The organism is Streptomyces sp. NPDC017991, from assembly GCF_044328075.1.
Lineage (GTDB): Bacteria > Actinomycetota > Actinomycetes > Streptomycetales > Streptomycetaceae > Streptomyces.
The window spans coordinates 241,251-257,018 of sequence record NZ_JBIRGP010000008.1; the positions used below are offsets into that span (position 1 = coordinate 241,251).

The following is a 15,768-nucleotide window of genomic DNA, read 5'->3' on the forward strand; positions in this document are numbered from 1 at the left end:
TGCCCGTCCGGACGTGGCGGCAGGGCCCCGTCCGGGCCGGCGGGCCCGTCCGCCCAGGTGTAGCCGGGGCGTCTCCGTAGCACCATGACTTCATGCTGCTGTCCCGGCTCGCCAACGTGTCCCAGGAGGTCGCCGCCACCTCGGCGCGCTCCCGGAAGGTCGCTCTGCTCGCGGAGCTGTTCCGGGACGCGGAGGCGGACGACGTACCGATCGTCATCCCGTATCTGGCGGGCCGCCTGCCCCAGGGGCGGCTCGGTGTCGGCTGGAAGCTCCTCGGCACGTCCGTGCCGCCCGCCGACGAACCCACGCTGACCGTGCGGGAGGTGGACGGCCGGCTGACCGCTCTCGGCGCCGTCTCCGGCGCCGGCTCGCAGGCGGAACGGGCCCGCATCGTCGGGGAGTTGATGGGCGCGGCCACCGAGTCCGAGCAGCGGTTCCTGCGCGCGCTGATCGGCGGCGAGGTACGGCAGGGCGCCCTCGACGCCGTCGCGGTCGAAGGGCTCGCCCGGGCGACGGGCGCGCCCTCCGCCGACGTACGCAGGGCCGTGATGCTGGCGGGTTCGCTGCAGACCGTGGCCGAGCGGCTGCTGGCCGACGGACCGCGGGCGCTGGAGGCGTTCCGGCTCACCGTCGGCCGGCCCGTACTGCCGATGCTGGCGCACAGCGCCCCCTCCGTCGCCGAGGCGCTCGACAAGCTCGGCGCGTGCGTGGTGGAGGAGAAGCTCGACGGCATCCGCGTCCAGGTGCACCGCGACGGCGACCAGGTACGCGTCTGGACCCGCACCCTCGACGACATCACCGACCGGCTGCCCGAAATCACTCACGCCGCACGGGAGTTGAAGGTCGATCGCTTCATCCTGGACGGCGAGGTCATCGCGCTCGACGGGAGCGGGCGGCCCCGGCCCTTCCAGGAGACCGCGGGCCGCGTGGGCTCCCGGGTGGACGTGGCGACCGCCGCCGCGGCCGTGCCCGTCTCCCCCGTCTTCTTCGACGCCCTGTCCGTGGACGGCCAGGACCTGCTGGACCTGCCGTTCGCCGACCGCCACGCGGAGCTGGCCCGGCTGGTCCCCGAGCCGATGCGCGTACGGCGTCTGCTCGTGCCGGATCCCACGGACGAGTCGGCGCGGGCCGCAGCCGAGCGGTTCAGCACCGACACGCTCGCGCGCGGCCACGAGGGTGTCGTCCTCAAGTCCCTGGACGCCCCCTACAGCGCGGGCCGGCGCGGAGCCTCCTGGCTGAAGGTCAAGCCCGTCCACACGCTCGACCTGGTCGTACTGGCCGCCGAATGGGGCAGCGGGCGGCGTACCGGCAAGCTCTCCAACCTGCATCTGGGCGCGCGCAGGGCGGACGGCTCGTTCGCGATGCTGGGCAAGACGTTCAAGGGCCTCACCGACGCGCTGCTGGCCTGGCAGACCGAGCGGCTCCAGGAACTCGCCGTCGGCCCCGTCGAGGAGAGCGGCTACGTGGTCACCGTCCGCCCGGAGCTGGTCGTGGAGATCGCGTACGACGGTCTGCAGCGCTCCACCCGCTACCCGGCGGGCGTCGCCCTGCGTTTCGCCCGGGTCGTGCGCTACCGCGAGGACAAGACACCCGCGGAGGCGGACACCGTCGAAACGGTGCTCGCCGCACACCCGGGGGTCGCCCCATGACCCCGGCCGCCGCCGCGAAACGCAGCGCGGGCCTGCTCCTGTTCCGCCGCACCGACCGGGGCGTCGAGGTGCTGCTCGGCCACATGGGCGGCCCGTTCTTCGCGCGGCGCGACGCCGGGGCATGGACCGTGCCGAAGGGCGAGTACGAGCCCGACGAGCCGGCCTGGGACGCCGCCCGCCGCGAGTTCCAGGAGGAACTGGGCCTGCCACCGCCCGACGGCGAACCCGTCCCCCTCGGCGAGGTCACCCAGACGAACGGCAAGATCGTCACGGCCTGGGCCGTCGAGGCGGACCTCGACCCGACCGCCATGACCCCCGGCACCTTCACGATGGAGTGGCCCCGCGGTTCGGGCCGCATCCAGGAGTTCCCGGAACTGGACCGGGTGGAGTGGCTGGACATGGACCGCGCCAGAGCGGTCCTGATCAGGGCCCAGACGGAGTTCCTGAACCGTCTGGAAGAACATATGCGCTGACGAGAGGGGCACGCGCCCCCTAAGGGGCGCGGGGAACGGCGCGCCCGGCCCCCACGGACCCGCACCGGACACACAGCATCAGGAGGCCAGAAGAATGCCCATCGCAACAGTGAACCCGGCAACAGGCGAAACCCTGCAGACCTACGACGCCCTCGACGACAAGGAGATCGAGCACCGCCTCGCCACCGCGGAGGCCGCGTTCCGAACGCACCGCACCACCTCGTACGAGGAGCGCGCCCGGCTGATGCACCGAGCCGCCGACCTCCTGGAGGGCGACGCGCAGGACATCGGCCGGACGATGACCATCGAGATGGGCAAACCGATCAAGCAGGCCCGCGCCGAAGCGGCGAAGTGCGCGAAGGCGATGCGCTGGTACGCCGACCACGCCGAGGAACTCCTCGCCGACGAGGAGGGCGCGAAGACCGACGCGGAGGACTCCGGCGCCTCCCGCGTCCTCGTGCGCTACCGCCCGCTGGGCCCGGTCCTCGCCGTCATGCCGTGGAACTTCCCGCTCTGGCAGGTGATCCGCTTCGCCGCGCCCGCGCTGATGGCGGGCAACGTCGGTCTGCTCAAGCACGCCTCGAACGTCCCGCAGACCGCCCTCTACCTGGAGGACCTGTTCCGGCGGGCGGGCTTCACCGAGGGCTGTTTCCAGACGCTGCTCGTCGGTTCGGGCGCCATCGAGGACATCCTGCGCGACCCGCGGGTCAAGGCGGCCACCCTGACCGGCAGCGAACCGGCGGGCCGCGCGGTCGCCTCGGTGGCCGGGGACGAGGTCAAGAAGACCGTCCTGGAGCTGGGCGGCAGCGACCCGTACGTGGTGATGCCGTCGGCCGACATCGACAAGGCGGCGAAGACGGCGGTGACGGCCCGGGTGCAGAACAACGGCCAGTCCTGCATCGCCGCCAAGCGGTTCATCGTCCACACGGACGTCTTCGACGCCTTCGCCGAGCGCTTCACCGAGGCCATGAAGGCCCTCACCATGGGTGACCCGCTGGACGAGGGATCGGACGTCGGCCCGATCGCCACCGAGCAGGGCCGTGACGACCTGACGGAACTGGTCGACGACGCCGTGGAGGGCGGCGCGACCGTGCTGTGCGGCGGTGAGCGGCCCGACGGGGAGGGCTGGTACTACCCGCCGACCGTCCTCGCCGACATCACGCCCGAGATGCGTATCCACCACGAGGAGGCGTTCGGCCCGGTCGCCACGCTCTACCGCGCCGCCGACCTCGACGAGGCGGTGGCCATCGCCAACGACACGCCGTTCGGCCTGAGTTCCAACGTCTGGACCCGCGACGAGGCCGAGACCGACCGTTTCGTACGGGATCTGGAGGCCGGCGGGGTCTTCTTCAACGGGATGACCGCGTCCCACCCGGCGTTCCCGTTCGGCGGGGTCAAGCGGTCCGGCTACGGTCGTGAGCTCTCGGGCCACGGAATCCGAGAGTTCTGCAACATCACCACCGTATGGCACGGAGCGTGAGCCTTCCGCGGCTACGATCCCCAGTGTGAACCGCGAAGTGACCCTGCCTCTGATCGTCGACGACCGCGGGACCCTGCAGGTGGCTGCCGCCGATGTGAGCAAGCTGCTGCGCACGATGGGGGGCCGGTGGCTTCATCTCGTCGAGGCCGGGGAGGACGGGCTCGACGAGGACACGGTGGCCGCGCTCACCATCGAGCTGGCCAAGCTCGCCGACCGGATCGATGTGGCGTGCATCGCGCACAGCAGCGGGGGCGCCTCCGGCTGAGGGGGGCGTTCTTGAGGTCGTCTGCACGCTGCGGGTGCGTGGGGGCCGGCCGCGCCCCGCGGCGGAGCCGCATGCCGATACGGCCCCGCGCCGCTGAAGGCGAAAGGCGAAAGACTGCGCCGTTCCCCGCGCCCCTGAAGGGGCCGCGCCTCTGAAGGGCCGTACGGCCCGTGTCCCCGGTCTGGAGTAGTCCGGCGCGATAAACGGGACTTCTCGGGTGATCGTGGTGGGACCACCCTTCCGCCCGGGAGAGGGAGTTCCCGGCGGGCGAGAGAAGGCGCAGGCACATGGCGACTTTGTGCAGACCCGCGGTCTCCGTTCCGGAATACGTGATCACGATGGAGGAGACGCTTGAGCTGGCGCGCTCCCGCCACCCCGATCACCCCCAACTGCCGCTCGCGCTGCGGCTGATCGAGAACACCGGTGTACGCACCCGGCACATCGTGCAGCCCATCGAGGAGACCCTGAAGCACCCCGGCTTCGAGGAACGCAACAAGGTGTACACGGCCGAGGCGAAGGCCCGTGTGCCGGCCGTCGTCCAGCGCGCGCTCGACGACGCGGAGGTCCTGGCCACCGACATCGACGTGATCATCTACGTCTCGTGCACGGGCTTCATGATGCCCTCGATGACGGCCTGGCTGATCAACTCCATGGGGTTCAGCAGCGACACCCGCCAGATACCCATAGCGCAGCTCGGCTGCGCCGCCGGGGGCGCAGCGATCAACCGGGCGCACGACTTCTGCACGGCGTACCCCGAGTCCAACGCGCTCATCGTGGCCTGCGAGTTCTGCTCGCTGTGCTACCAGCCGACCGACCTCGGCGTGGGCTCACTGCTGTGCAACGGGCTGTTCGGCGACGGTATCGCCGCCGCGGTGGTCCGCGGACAGGGCGGCGAGGGCATCCGGCTGGAGCGCAACGGCTCGTACCTGATCCCCAAGACCGAGGACTGGATCATGTACGACGTGCGGGCCACCGGCTTCCACTTCCTGCTGGACAAGCGGGTCCCGGCCACCATGGAGCCACTCGCCCCCGCCCTGCACAACCTCGCGGGGTTGCACGGCTGGGACGCCTCGGACCTGGACTTCTACATCATCCACGCCGGGGGTCCGCGGATCCTCGACGACCTCAGCAAGTTCCTGCAAGTGGCACCGGAGGCCTTCCGGTTCAGCCGGGCGACGCTCACCGAGTACGGGAACATCGCCAGCGCCGTCGTCCTGGACGCACTGCGCCGGCTGTTCGACGAGGGGGGCTCCCCTCACCAGGCACGCGGGCTGCTCGCCGGCTTCGGGCCGGGGATCACGGCCGAGATGGCGCTGGGCCGCTGGCACCGCACGAGCGAAATGACGGCGTGACATGACCTCTGACCTGACCGTGAACCAAGAGACGGCGGCAGCGCCCCCGGTACGGCACTGGCCCGCCCTGGATCTGACCGGGGTCGACTTCGACCCCGTCCTGTCCGAGCTGATGCGCGAAGGCCCCATCAACCGGATCCAGCTGCCCAACGGCGAGGGCTGGGCCTGGCTGGTCACCCGCTACGACGACGTACGCCTGGTGACGAACGATCCCCGGTTCAGCCGTGCGAAGGTGCTCGGCCGGCAGGTCACCCGGCTGGCACCGCACTTCATCCCGGCGCCGGGCGCGATGAGCTTCGTCGACAAGCCCGACCACGCCCGGCTGCGCAGGGCGGTGAACGCGGCGTTCACCTCGCGCGGGGTCGAACGCCTGCGGGCGAACGCCGAGCGGACCCTGGACACCATGGTCGGCGACATGCTCCGGGACGGTCCCCCGGCCGATCTGATCGACCGGGTCCTGTCCCCCTTCCCGATCACCGTCATCTGCGAGCTGATGGGGGTCCCGGCGGACGACCGGCACACCATGCACACCTGGACGCAGTCGATCCTCTCCTCCAGCCAGGGTGCCGAGGCCAGTGAGCGGGCCAAGCGGGACATGGAGGTGTACTTCGCCAAGCTGATCGCCGAGCGCCGCGGCGCGACCGGCGAGGACGTCACCTCGCTGCTCGGCGCGGCGGTCGGCCGGGGCGACATCACCGAGGAGGAGGCGGTGGCGCTCGCGGGCCCGATCCAGATCGGCGGCGAGGCCGTCACCAACAACACCGGCCAGATGCTCTACATCCTCCTGACCAGGCCGGCCCTCTTCGACCGGCTGCGCGACGAGCCGGCACTGCGCCCACAGGCCCTCGACGAGCTGCTGCGCTACATCCCGCACCGCAACGCCGTCGGTCTGTCCCGGATCGCCACGGAGGACGTCGTCCTGCACGGCGTACGGATCAGGAAGGACGACCCGATCTACGTGTCCTACCTGGCCGCCAACCGGGACCCGGACGTCTTTCCCGACCCCGACCGGATCGACTTCGACCGCGCCGCCAACCCGCATGTGGCGTTCGGGCACGGTCCGCACTACTGCGTGGGCGGCATGCTCGCCCGCATGGAGTCGGAGCTGATGGTGAACACGCTCCTCGACCGGATCCCGACACTGCGGCTGTCCGTCTCGGCGGAGGAGGTGCCGTGGCGGCGCGGCGCGCTGATCCGCGGGCCCGAGGCCCTGCCCGTCACCTGGTGACCGCGCTCACGCCGCCCGAGGGTCTGCTGGTGCCACCGGGGCACGGCCGTACGGTACGGACGCCGGCCCAGCACGTGACCTTCAAGGTGACCGGTACGCACTCCCGGGCGGCGTCCAGCTTCGAGGTGGTCGTGCCGCCCGGCTTCGACGTCGGCGCGCACGTCCACGCGCGCAGCGAGGAGCTGTTCTACGTCCTCGAAGGCGAGCTGGACGTGCTCGCCTTCGAGCCGCTGGTCCGGACGCGCGACAACTGGCAGCGCTGGCAGTCGGGTTCGGGCAACCGGGTGGTACGGGCGACGCCGGGGACGGTGATCGTCGTGCCGCCCGGCTGTCCGCACGCGTTCGCCAATCCGACGGGGGCGCCGGCGAAGATGTTCTTCCAGGCGTCGCCGCCGCCGGATCACGAGCGGTACTTCGACGAACTGCTCCGCATTCTCGACGAGGGGGGTCCGCCGGACGTGGCGGCGATCGAGGAGCTGCGGTCGCGGTACGACATCGAGCAGCTCACTCCGTTGCGCCACGGATAGCTTCCGGTCGGCGGAACAGTGCGGGCCCGGTGGGGGCTGGTCGCGCAGTTCCCCGCGCCCCTGAGAAGCGGGGCTGCGCCCCGGCTTTTCGCCCTGAAGGGGCGCGGGGAACTGCGCGACCGGCCACGACGTGCCCGCAGGTCCCCACAACCCTCAACGAATCGGCATGCCGGACAGCGTGCGAGCAATCACCAGTCGCTGGATCTCACTCGTGCCCTCGAAGATCGTGTAGATCGCCGCGTCCCGGTGCATCCGCTCGACCGGATACTCGCGCGTGTACCCGTTCCCGCCGAGGATCTGAATCGCCTGCCCCGTCACCTTATTCGCCGTCTCGCTGGCGAACAGCTTCGACATCGAGCCCTCCGCGGAGGTGAACTGCTTCCCACTCACCGCCATCCAGGACGCCCGCCACACCAGCAGCCGCGCCGCGTCGATCGACGTACGCATGTCGGCGAGCTGGAAGGCCACGCCCTGGTTGTCGATGATCGGCCGCCCGAACTGCTCGCGCGTCTTCGCGTAGTCGAGGGCCACCTCGTACGCGGCCCGTGCGGTGCCGACCGCCATGGCGCCGACGGCGGGGCGGGAGGCCTCGAACGTGGCCATTGCCGCGTTCTTCAGGCGCTCGCCGTTGCCCGCCCTGGCCCGCTCACGGGCCCGGGCGAGGCGCTCGTCGAGCTTCTCCTTGGCGCCGAGCAGGCAGGAGCCGGGAACGCGGACGTTGTCCAGGACGACCTCGGCGGTGTGCGAGGCGCGGATGCCGTGCTTCTTGAACTTCTGCCCCTGCGACAGACCGGGCGTGCCCCGCGGGACGATGAAGGACGCGTGGCCCTTGGAGCCCAGCTCGGAGTCGACGACGGCGACCACGACGTGCACGTTGGCGATACCGCCGTTGGTCGCCCAGGTCTTCGTACCGTTGAGGACCCACTCGTCCTTGGCCTCGTCGTACACGGCCCGGGTACGCATCGAGGCGACGTCGGAGCCTGCGTCGGGCTCGGACGAGCAGAAGGCGGCGACCTTGACATCGTTGGCGTCGCCGTACATCTGGGGGATCCAGGTGCCGATCTGCTCCTCGGTGCCGTTGGCGAGGACGCCCACCGCGGCGAGGCCGGTGCCGACGATCGACAGGGCGATGCCCGCGTCGCCCCAGAACAGCTCCTCCATGGCCATCGGGATGCCGAGGCCGGTGGGGTCGAAGTACTGCTGGGCGTAGAAGTCCAGGGAGTAGATGCCGACCTTCGCGGCCTCCTGGATGACCGGCCAGGGAGTCTCTTCCCGCTCGTCCCATTCGGCGGCCGCGGGGCGGATCACGTCGGCGGCGAAGCCGTGGATCCAGTCCCGCACCTCCTTCTGTTCGTCGTTGAGCTCCATGGTGAACTCGGCCATGTCCCCTCCAGCGCTGCACTCACGTGTTACTTGCGGTAACGGTAGCCTGTTACCGGTCGGTAGTAAAAGTCAACTCCCCGTTCCAGGTCGGCAGCCCGTTCGAGGCGGGCTCCGCGCATGGTGTTACGTTGCGCAGGCGTCACCGAATCAGCACGGGTGGGGAGAGATCATGGACACCACGCAGCGGACCGATCAGCAGAGGTCCGCCGACCGCCGACGGCGTGAGCTGTTGGAGGCCGCCGACCGGGTGGTGCTCCGCGACGGCCCGGGCGCTTCGATGAACGCCATCGCGGCGGAGGCGGGCATCACCAAGCCGATCCTGTACCGCCACTTCGGCGACAAGGGCGGACTCTACGCGGCCCTCGCCAAGCGTCACACCGACGCCCTCCTCGGCGCGCTGCGCGCCGCGCTCGACGCGCCCGCCGAGCGCCGGGAGCGGGTGGAGGCCACGCTCGACACGTACCTCGCGGCGATCGAGGCCCGCCCGCAGGTGTACCGGTTCCTGATGCACCCGTCGGAGGGCGGCTCGCAGAACGAGCAGGGTTTCGACATGGGGGCGTACTCCTTCCCCCTCCTGCGCCGCATGGGCGAGGAGTTGGCCGACGTCATCGAGGAGCGTGTCGATCTCGGCCCGAACAGCCAGCAGTTGGCCCGGGTCTGGGGCCACGGCATCGTCGGCATGATGCACGCCGCCGGCGACTGGTGGCTCGGCGAACGCCCCTGCGCCCGCGCCGACTTGGTCCGCGCCCTGGCCGACCTCCTCTGGGGCCGCCTGGCAGCAGCAGGCGACAAAGCAGGCGGCCCAGGCTTCTGACCACCGTCCACCCCCTGGGGGCGCGGGGAACGGCGCAATCTTTTGCCTTTGCCCTACAAGGGCGCGGGGAACGGCGCAGTCTTTTGCCTTTTGCCTTTAGGGGCGCGGGGAACTGCGCGACCAGCCACAACGGACCCGCACCCGACAACGAACCCTCAAGCCCCCCAAGCGGCCCGCCCCGCCTGCCAAAGCACCTTCCGCCGCCGCCACCCCGTGACCCGATCCACATACAACCCACCGTCAAGGTGATCGCACTCATGCTGAAGGCACCGGGCGAACCACCCACTCCCATGCACCCGCACCGGCGCCCCGTCCAGGGACACCCCCTCCACCACGGCATGGTCGTACCGCTCGGTGCCCGCCTCAAGGCCAGGCAGCGACAGGCACCCCTCGGGCCCCCGCAGCACCACCCCGTCCGCCTCCACCAGCCGCGGGTTCACCACATGCCCCACATGCCGCCGGTCGTCGTCATCGGGACAGTCGTACACGAAGACCCGCAACGACTCCCCGACCTGATTCGCGGCCAGCCCGACCCCCTCCGCCGCGTACATCGTCGCGAACATGTCCTCGACGAGACGGGCCAGTTGAGGACCGAACTCCGTAACTTCTTCACACCGTGTGTGCAACACGGGGTCGCCGAGCAAAGACAGGGGAAGGACGCGCCCTTTGGCGCCGGGGATCGAGCCGTGTCGCATGGCGGCAAGGGTACGGTCCTCGATGTCGCGCGGACTTCGGAGTGGTGCCGCGGTTCGGGCCTGCGAGTGGATCTCGATAGGCTGAGGGCCAGACGTTGCCGGGGGCAGTGCGCGGCGCCGTACGCAAGGAGGATCGGGAACTGATGGCAGGCAACTCGGACCCGCTGTCGCCGCGGGCCAAGCTCGCCGTGACAGCGGGCAAAGCGGTCGCGGCGGCTTCACGTGCCGCGGGCCGCGGCAGCGGATCGGTGATCGGCGGCCGGGTCGCGCTCAAACTCGACCCCGACCTGCTGGCCAGGCTGGCTCAGCACCTGGACGTCATTCTGGTGTCGGCCACGAACGGCAAGACCACCACGACGCGGCTGATCGCCGAGGCGCTGCGGGCGGCGGGCCCCGTCGTCTCGAACGCGCTGGGCGCGAACATGCCCGCGGGTATCACCTCGGCGCTGGCGGGCGGCTCCGACTCGCGGTTCGCCGTCATCGAGGTCGACGAGAAGTACCTGTCCGGGGTGGCGCGGGACACGGATCCCAAGTGCATCGCCCTGCTCAACCTCTCGCGCGACCAGCTCGACCGCGCGGCCGAGACCCGCATGATGGCCGAGCACTGGCGCGAGGGCCTGGCCGGCTCCAAGGCGGTCGTGGTCGCCAACGCCGACGACCCGCTGGTCGTCTGGGCCGCGTCCTCCTCACCGAACGTGGTGTGGGTGGCCGCCGGCCAGATGTGGAAGGACGACGCCTGGTCCTGCCCGTCGTGCGGCGGCGTGATGCAGCGCCCCGGCGACGACTGGTTCTGCGGCGACTGCGGTTTCCGCCGTCCCGTGCCCAGCTGGGCGCTCTCCGGGGACCACGTCCTGGACCCGCACGGTTCGGCCTGGCCGATCCACCTCCAGCTGCCGGGCCGTGCCAACAAGGCGAACGCCGCCTCGTCGGCCGCCGTCGCCGCCGTCTTCGGCGTACCGCCGCAGGTCGCCCTGGAACGCATGTACCAGGTGCAGGCCGTGGCCGGACGCTACGACGTCGTGCAGTTCATGCAGCGCGACCTGCGCCTGCTGCTCGCCAAGAACCCGGCGGGCTGGCTGGAGACGTTCTCCCTGATCGACCCGCCGCCGACCCCGGTGATCCTGTCGGTGAACGCGCGCGGCGCCGACGGCACCGACACCTCCTGGCTGTGGGACGTCGACTACACCCGGCTCACCGGTCACTCGATCTTCGTTCTGGGCGACCGCAAGCTGGACCTCGCCGTACGGCTGGAGGTCGCGAACCAGCAGTTCCAGGTCTGCGAGAACCTCGACCAGGCCGTGCAGCAGGCACCGCCCGGCCGGATCGAGGTCATCGCGAACTACACCGCTTTCCAGGACCTGAGGCGTCGTGTCGGCAACTGAACCCCGGAGGACGAAGAGAATGAGTGACAACAGCCTTCGGCTGGTGTGGATCTATCCGGACCTGCTGAGCACGTACGGCGACCAGGGCAACGCGCTCGTCGTCGAGCGCCGGGCCCGCCAGCGCGGCCTGGACGTGGCCCGTCTCGACGTACGCAGCGACCAGCCGATCCCCACCTCCGGTGACATCTACCTCATCGGCGGTGGCGAGGACCGGCCGCAGCGTCTCGCGGCCGAGCGGCTGCGCCGCGACGGCGGTCTGCACCGCGCCGTCGGCAACGGCGCGATCGTCTTCTCGGTCTGCGCCGGCTACCAGATCCTCGGCCACGAGTTCATCAACGACCTGGGCCAGCGCGAGCCGGGCCTCGGTCTGCTCGACGTGACCTCCACCCGGGGCGAGGGCGAGCGGTGCGTCGGTGACGTGCTGGGCGACATCGACGCGCGGCTGGGCCTGCCGCCGCTGACCGGCTTCGAGAACCACCAGGGCATCACGCACCTGGGCCCCACCGCCCGCCCCTTCGCGAACGTGCGCCTGGGCAAGGGCAACGGGACGGGCGACGGCACGGAGGGCGCGTACAACGACACGGTCTTCGGGACGTACATGCACGGGCCCGTGCTCGCCCGCAACCCGTTGATCGCGGACCTGCTGCTCAAGCTGGCGCTCGATGTGAACGCCCTGCCGCCGATCGACGACCGGTGGTACGAGGCGCTGCGCTCCGAGCGCATCTCGGCTGCTCAGCAGCCTGCCTGACCCCGTCGGCGCAGCCCATCCGGCGACGTGCCCGCTCACCTGTGCGGGCACGTCCAGCAGGCGGACGCACCCTGCGGATCCGCCCCCTGCCGCCGGTAGGGTGGCGGCGTCCTGCCGGACAGCGTGGTCCGGTTACCGGTCCACGTTGAGAAGGTATTCCGGACTATGCGCATTGGTGTCCTCACGTCCGGCGGCGACTGCCCCGGTCTGAACGCCGTCATCCGGTCCGTCGTACACCGCGCCGTCGTCGACCACGGCGACGAGGTCATCGGCTTCCGGGACGGCTGGAAGGGCCTGCTGGAAGGCGACTACCTCAAGCTCGACCTCGACGCGGTGAGCGGCATCCTGGCCCGCGGCGGCACGATCCTCGGTTCCTCCCGGGTCCAGCCCGCGCATCTGCGCGACGGTGTGGAGCGGGCCAGGGGCCATGTCGAGGAGCTGGGGCTCGACGCGATCATCCCGATCGGCGGCGAGGGCACGCTCAAGGCCGCCCGTCTCCTGTCGGACAGCGGTCTGCCGATCGTCGGTGTGCCGAAGACCATCGACAACGACATCGCCGTCACGGACGTCACCTTCGGCTTCGACACGGCCGTGGGGGTCGCGACCGAGGCGCTGGACCGGCTGAAGACCACCGCCGAGTCCCACCAGCGCGTCCTGATCGTCGAGGTCATGGGCCGCAACACCGGCTGGATCGCCCTGCACTCCGGTATGGCCGCGGGCGCCCACGCGATCGTCGTGCCGGAACGGCCCTTCGACATCGCGGAGTTGGCCGCCAAGGTCGGTGAACGGTTCTCCGCGGGCAAGAAGTTCGCCATCGTCGTCGCCGCGGAGGGTGCGAAGCCCCGCGAGGGCACGATGACGTACGACGAGGGCCGCAAGGACGTCTACGGGCACGAGCGGTTCGCGGGCATCGCCCGGCAGCTCTCCATCGAGCTGGAGGAGCGCCTCGGCAAGGAGGCCCGGCCGGTGATCCTCGGGCATGTGCAGCGCGGCGGGACGCCGACCGCGTACGACCGGGTGCTCGCCACGCGGTTCGGGTGGCACGCGGTGGAGGCCGTGCACCGGGGTGAGTTCGGCAACATGACCGCCCTGCGGGGGACCGACATCGTGATGGTGTCGCTCGCGGAGGCGGTCGAGACGCTGAAGACCGTGCCGGACTCGCGGTACGCGGAAGCGGAGTGCGTGCTTTAGGGGAGTCGCCGACTGCGGGTTTCGTCGTGGCTGGTCGCGCAGTTCCCCGCGCCCCTGACGGGGCACCCTGAACCCGCCCCCGGTCGTAGGTCCGACCGGGGGCGGTTCTAGTCTGTGGGGGACAGACAGCGCGCAACCCGTACGAAACAGGAGCCGGCGGATGGATCACAGCGGGCACGGCACGTCCATGGATCTGCCGCCGTTCACGCTGGGGCGGGGGCTCGAATGGTCCCCGGACCCGTTCTTCCTCGTCGCCTGCCTGGTGGGGCTCGCGCTGTACGGGTGGGGTGTGGCGCGGCTCGTGCGGCGCGGTGACGCGTGGCCGGTCGGGCGGACCGTGGCGTTCGTCGTCGGTGTCCTGAGCGTGATGCTCGTCCTCTGTACCGGCCTGAACGACTACGGCATGGTCATGTTCAGCGTGCACATGGTGCAGCACATGGTGATCAGCATGCTGTCGCCGATCCTGATCCTGCTCGGCGCGCCGATCACCCTGGCGCTGCGCGCGCTGCCGACCGCGGGACGGGGTCGCAAGGGGCCGCGCGAGCTGCTCCTGATGCTGCTGCACAGCAGGTTCATGCGGGTCGTCACGCATCCGGCCTTCACGATCCCGCTCTTCATCGCCAGCCTGTACGCGCTCTACTTCTCGCCGATCTTCGATTTCCTGATGGGGTCGAGGACCGGGCACATCGCGATGATGTGCCACTTCCTCGCCGTCGGCCTGGTGTTCTTCTGGCCGATCATGGGCGTCGACCCCGGCCCGCACCGGCCCGGCTATCTGATCCGGATGCTGGAGCTGTTCGCCGGTATGCCGTTCCACGCGTTCTTCGGTATCGCGTTGATGATGGCGTCCGAGCCGATGGTGGAGACGTACAAGAACCCGGCCGCCTCGCTGGGCATCGACGCCCTCTCCGACCAGAACGCGGCGGGGGGCATCGCCTGGGCGTTCAGCGAGATCCCGTCCGTGCTCGTGCTGCTCGCCCTGCTCTTCCAGTGGTACCGCTCCGAGCAGCGCCAGGCTCGGCGTTCGGACCGGGCCGCGGACCGTGACGGCGACAAGGAACTTGAGGCGTACAACGCCTATCTGGCCTCACTCGACGCACGCGGCCACTGAGTTCCTTTCCACCTCTTTCTGCCTTCCGGTCACACCGCCCCCTTTGATAATTCCCCTTGACTGAAAGGCTTTGCCCTTCAGTAGCATGGCGCGTGACGCCCTGCTTCCGTTCTGCGGGGTTCGGGGGAACCGCAGCCGGGGGGAGCGGTCATGACAATTCACGCATGCTTGCCGAGGGCCGGGAAAACCGTGGTCCGAAGGCTCGCCGTTTTACTGGCCGCTGTGCTGATCCTCAGCGGATGCACCGGACAGCGGCTGTTCGCGGTGCGGGCCGTCGCAGCCGGAATACCGTCGCTCGCGCCCTTTTTCGAAGAGGACGGATCACTGGGCAAGGACCGCAGGGGACTCGCGCCCGAGGAGGCGCACAGCGGTCTGCAGCAGGGCAACACCCCTGGTCTCTACGGGGGAACCCGTGACCAGCAGGTCTGTGACATCGAGCGGCTCAAGGATTTCCTCACCGATCCCGAGAATCGACAAAAAGCCCGGGAATGGGCGCGGATCGTGGGCATTACGCCTGATCGGACCGAGGAGTACCTGGACGATCTCACACCGGTCCTGCTGCGTCACGACACTCTCGTGAAGAACCATGACTACAAAAAAGGCAAAGCGGTCTCCTACGGCTCGTTGCTTGAGGCGGGGATCGCGGTTCTGGTGAACGACCAGGGACTTCCCGCCGTGAAGTGCTCCTGCGGAAATCCACTGAAGGCCTTCGACAAGGATCCCGGGAAGATCTCGGTCACGTTCGAGGACGGCAACAAGAAGTGGGCGGGCTACGAGAAGTCCGACGTGGTGACCGTCGAGCCCTCGCCGCGGCCGCTGGAGCGGATCGCCCTCCTCGATGTGGACGATCCCGGCACGGCCATCAGCCGGCCCGTCGGCACCACGGGCGAACAGGACAGCGTCTTCGACGCGACGAAGCGGCACGAGGTGCCGGACGTGGCGGGGATGACCTTCGACCGGGCCGGTCGGGCGCTGGCCGGGCTGGGCCTGGCCGTGGCGTACTCCGGGGACGAACTCCCACCGGGTGACGCGGCGGTGACCGGCTCCACGCCCGGGCCCGGGACGCCGCTGGCGTTCGGACAGGCCGTGACGCTGAGCGTGGACACGGACTCCGGCGGAACGCCCGTTCCGTCGTCGCCGACCGAGTCGGACGGGTCGGACGGGTCGGACGGGTCGAAGTCGCCGTCGGGCACGTCGACCTCGCCGTCGGCCAAGGAGTCCGAGCCCGGCGGCGGGACGTCGTCGGGCACGGGTTCGACGTCGCCCGGCGGCGGCACACCCACCGTGACCCGGTCCGCGCCGGTCGAGCAGTCACCGGCCCCACCGCCGCCACCGGCTTCGTCGGTCTGGGCCCCGACAGCGGCCGGTACGCCGTCCGCGGCCGGCTCCACCTCCGTGGAGCCCACGCTCAGCGGACCCGCCCCGCCCGGCGGGCCGGGCATCGGCGAGGCGGCCCAGGGCCCGGCGTAG

The 15,768-nt window shown here is 70.5% G+C and carries 15 protein-coding genes; 13 read left to right on the forward strand and 2 right to left on the reverse strand.

From position 1 onward, the window contains the following. Positions 1–92: 92 nt before the first annotated feature. From ACH4DZ_RS24220 to ACH4DZ_RS24250, 7 genes are all read left to right on the forward strand, one after another. Positions 93–1,649, forward strand: a complete 1,557-nt coding sequence (locus ACH4DZ_RS24220; RefSeq protein WP_398289385.1) for an ATP-dependent DNA ligase — start codon at positions 93–95, stop codon at positions 1,647–1,649. Then, entirely contained in the window at positions 1,646–2,122 is a 477-nt protein-coding gene (locus tag ACH4DZ_RS24225; protein ID WP_398289386.1) for an NUDIX domain-containing protein, read from the forward strand. The genes ACH4DZ_RS24220 and ACH4DZ_RS24225 overlap by 4 nt, the downstream gene beginning before the upstream one ends. A 94-nt stretch (positions 2,123–2,216) precedes the next feature. Beyond that, on the forward strand, positions 2,217–3,602 hold the full coding sequence (locus ACH4DZ_RS24230; RefSeq protein WP_398289387.1) for an NADP-dependent succinic semialdehyde dehydrogenase: 1,386 nt from the start codon (positions 2,217–2,219) through the stop codon (positions 3,600–3,602). A 25-nt stretch (positions 3,603–3,627) separates the two neighbouring features. Next, positions 3,628–3,867 carry a DUF6213 family protein gene (locus ACH4DZ_RS24235; RefSeq protein ID WP_107018811.1) on the forward strand — a complete coding sequence of 80 codons (240 nt, stop codon included), beginning with the start codon at positions 3,628–3,630 and terminating at the stop codon, positions 3,865–3,867. Positions 3,868–4,154: 287 nt separating this feature from the next. Further along, positions 4,155–5,219, forward strand: coding sequence for a type III polyketide synthase (locus tag ACH4DZ_RS24240; protein ID WP_398289388.1), 1,065 nt, complete (start codon positions 4,155–4,157; stop codon positions 5,217–5,219). 1 nt (position 5,220) lies between these two features. Then, the gene (locus ACH4DZ_RS24245) at positions 5,221–6,447 is read left to right on the forward strand and encodes a cytochrome P450 (RefSeq protein ID WP_398289389.1); all 1,227 of its coding nucleotides are present in this window, start codon (positions 5,221–5,223) and stop codon (positions 6,445–6,447) included. After that, positions 6,444–6,974, forward strand: coding sequence for a cupin domain-containing protein (locus ACH4DZ_RS24250; RefSeq protein ID WP_398289390.1), 531 nt, complete (start codon positions 6,444–6,446; stop codon positions 6,972–6,974). Before ACH4DZ_RS24245 ends, ACH4DZ_RS24250 begins: the two co-directional genes overlap by 4 nt. A gap of 153 nt (positions 6,975–7,127) precedes the next feature. Here ACH4DZ_RS24250 and ACH4DZ_RS24255 read toward each other — a convergent pair whose 3' ends face one another. Next, positions 7,128–8,357, reverse strand: a complete 1,230-nt coding sequence (locus ACH4DZ_RS24255; protein ID WP_398289391.1) for an acyl-CoA dehydrogenase family protein — start codon at positions 8,355–8,357, stop codon at positions 7,128–7,130. A 169-nt stretch (positions 8,358–8,526) separates the two neighbouring features. Here ACH4DZ_RS24255 and ACH4DZ_RS24260 point away from each other — a divergent pair, with 169 nt between their 5' ends. Further along, positions 8,527–9,171: a TetR family transcriptional regulator gene (locus tag ACH4DZ_RS24260; protein WP_398289392.1), complete on the forward strand. Its 645-nt coding sequence runs from the start codon at positions 8,527–8,529 to the stop codon at positions 9,169–9,171. Between the two features lie 155 nt (positions 9,172–9,326). Here ACH4DZ_RS24260 and def read toward each other — a convergent pair whose 3' ends face one another. Then, a complete protein-coding gene (gene def / locus ACH4DZ_RS24265) occupies positions 9,327–9,866 on the reverse strand; it encodes a peptide deformylase (protein WP_398289393.1) in 540 nt (179 codons plus the stop codon). A gap of 143 nt (positions 9,867–10,009) precedes the next feature. Here def and ACH4DZ_RS24270 point away from each other — a divergent pair, with 143 nt between their 5' ends. The 5 genes from ACH4DZ_RS24270 (at position 10,010) to ACH4DZ_RS24290 (ending at position 15,768) form a co-directional block, all read left to right on the forward strand. Then, complete coding sequence (locus ACH4DZ_RS24270; protein ID WP_398289394.1) at positions 10,010–11,248, forward strand: MurT ligase domain-containing protein; 1,239 nt, start codon at positions 10,010–10,012, stop codon at positions 11,246–11,248. 19 nt (positions 11,249–11,267) lie between these two features. Beyond that, the gene (locus ACH4DZ_RS24275) at positions 11,268–11,996 is read left to right on the forward strand and encodes a type 1 glutamine amidotransferase (protein WP_398289395.1); all 729 of its coding nucleotides are present in this window, start codon (positions 11,268–11,270) and stop codon (positions 11,994–11,996) included. A gap of 165 nt (positions 11,997–12,161) precedes the next feature. Then, positions 12,162–13,187, forward strand: coding sequence for a 6-phosphofructokinase (locus tag ACH4DZ_RS24280; protein ID WP_398289396.1), 1,026 nt, complete (start codon positions 12,162–12,164; stop codon positions 13,185–13,187). 160 nt (positions 13,188–13,347) lie between these two features. Beyond that, the gene (locus tag ACH4DZ_RS24285) at positions 13,348–14,298 is read left to right on the forward strand and encodes a cytochrome c oxidase assembly protein (RefSeq protein WP_398289397.1); all 951 of its coding nucleotides are present in this window, start codon (positions 13,348–13,350) and stop codon (positions 14,296–14,298) included. Between the two features lie 222 nt (positions 14,299–14,520). Then, positions 14,521–15,768, forward strand: coding sequence for a DUF6777 domain-containing protein (locus tag ACH4DZ_RS24290; RefSeq protein WP_398289398.1), 1,248 nt, complete (start codon positions 14,521–14,523; stop codon positions 15,766–15,768).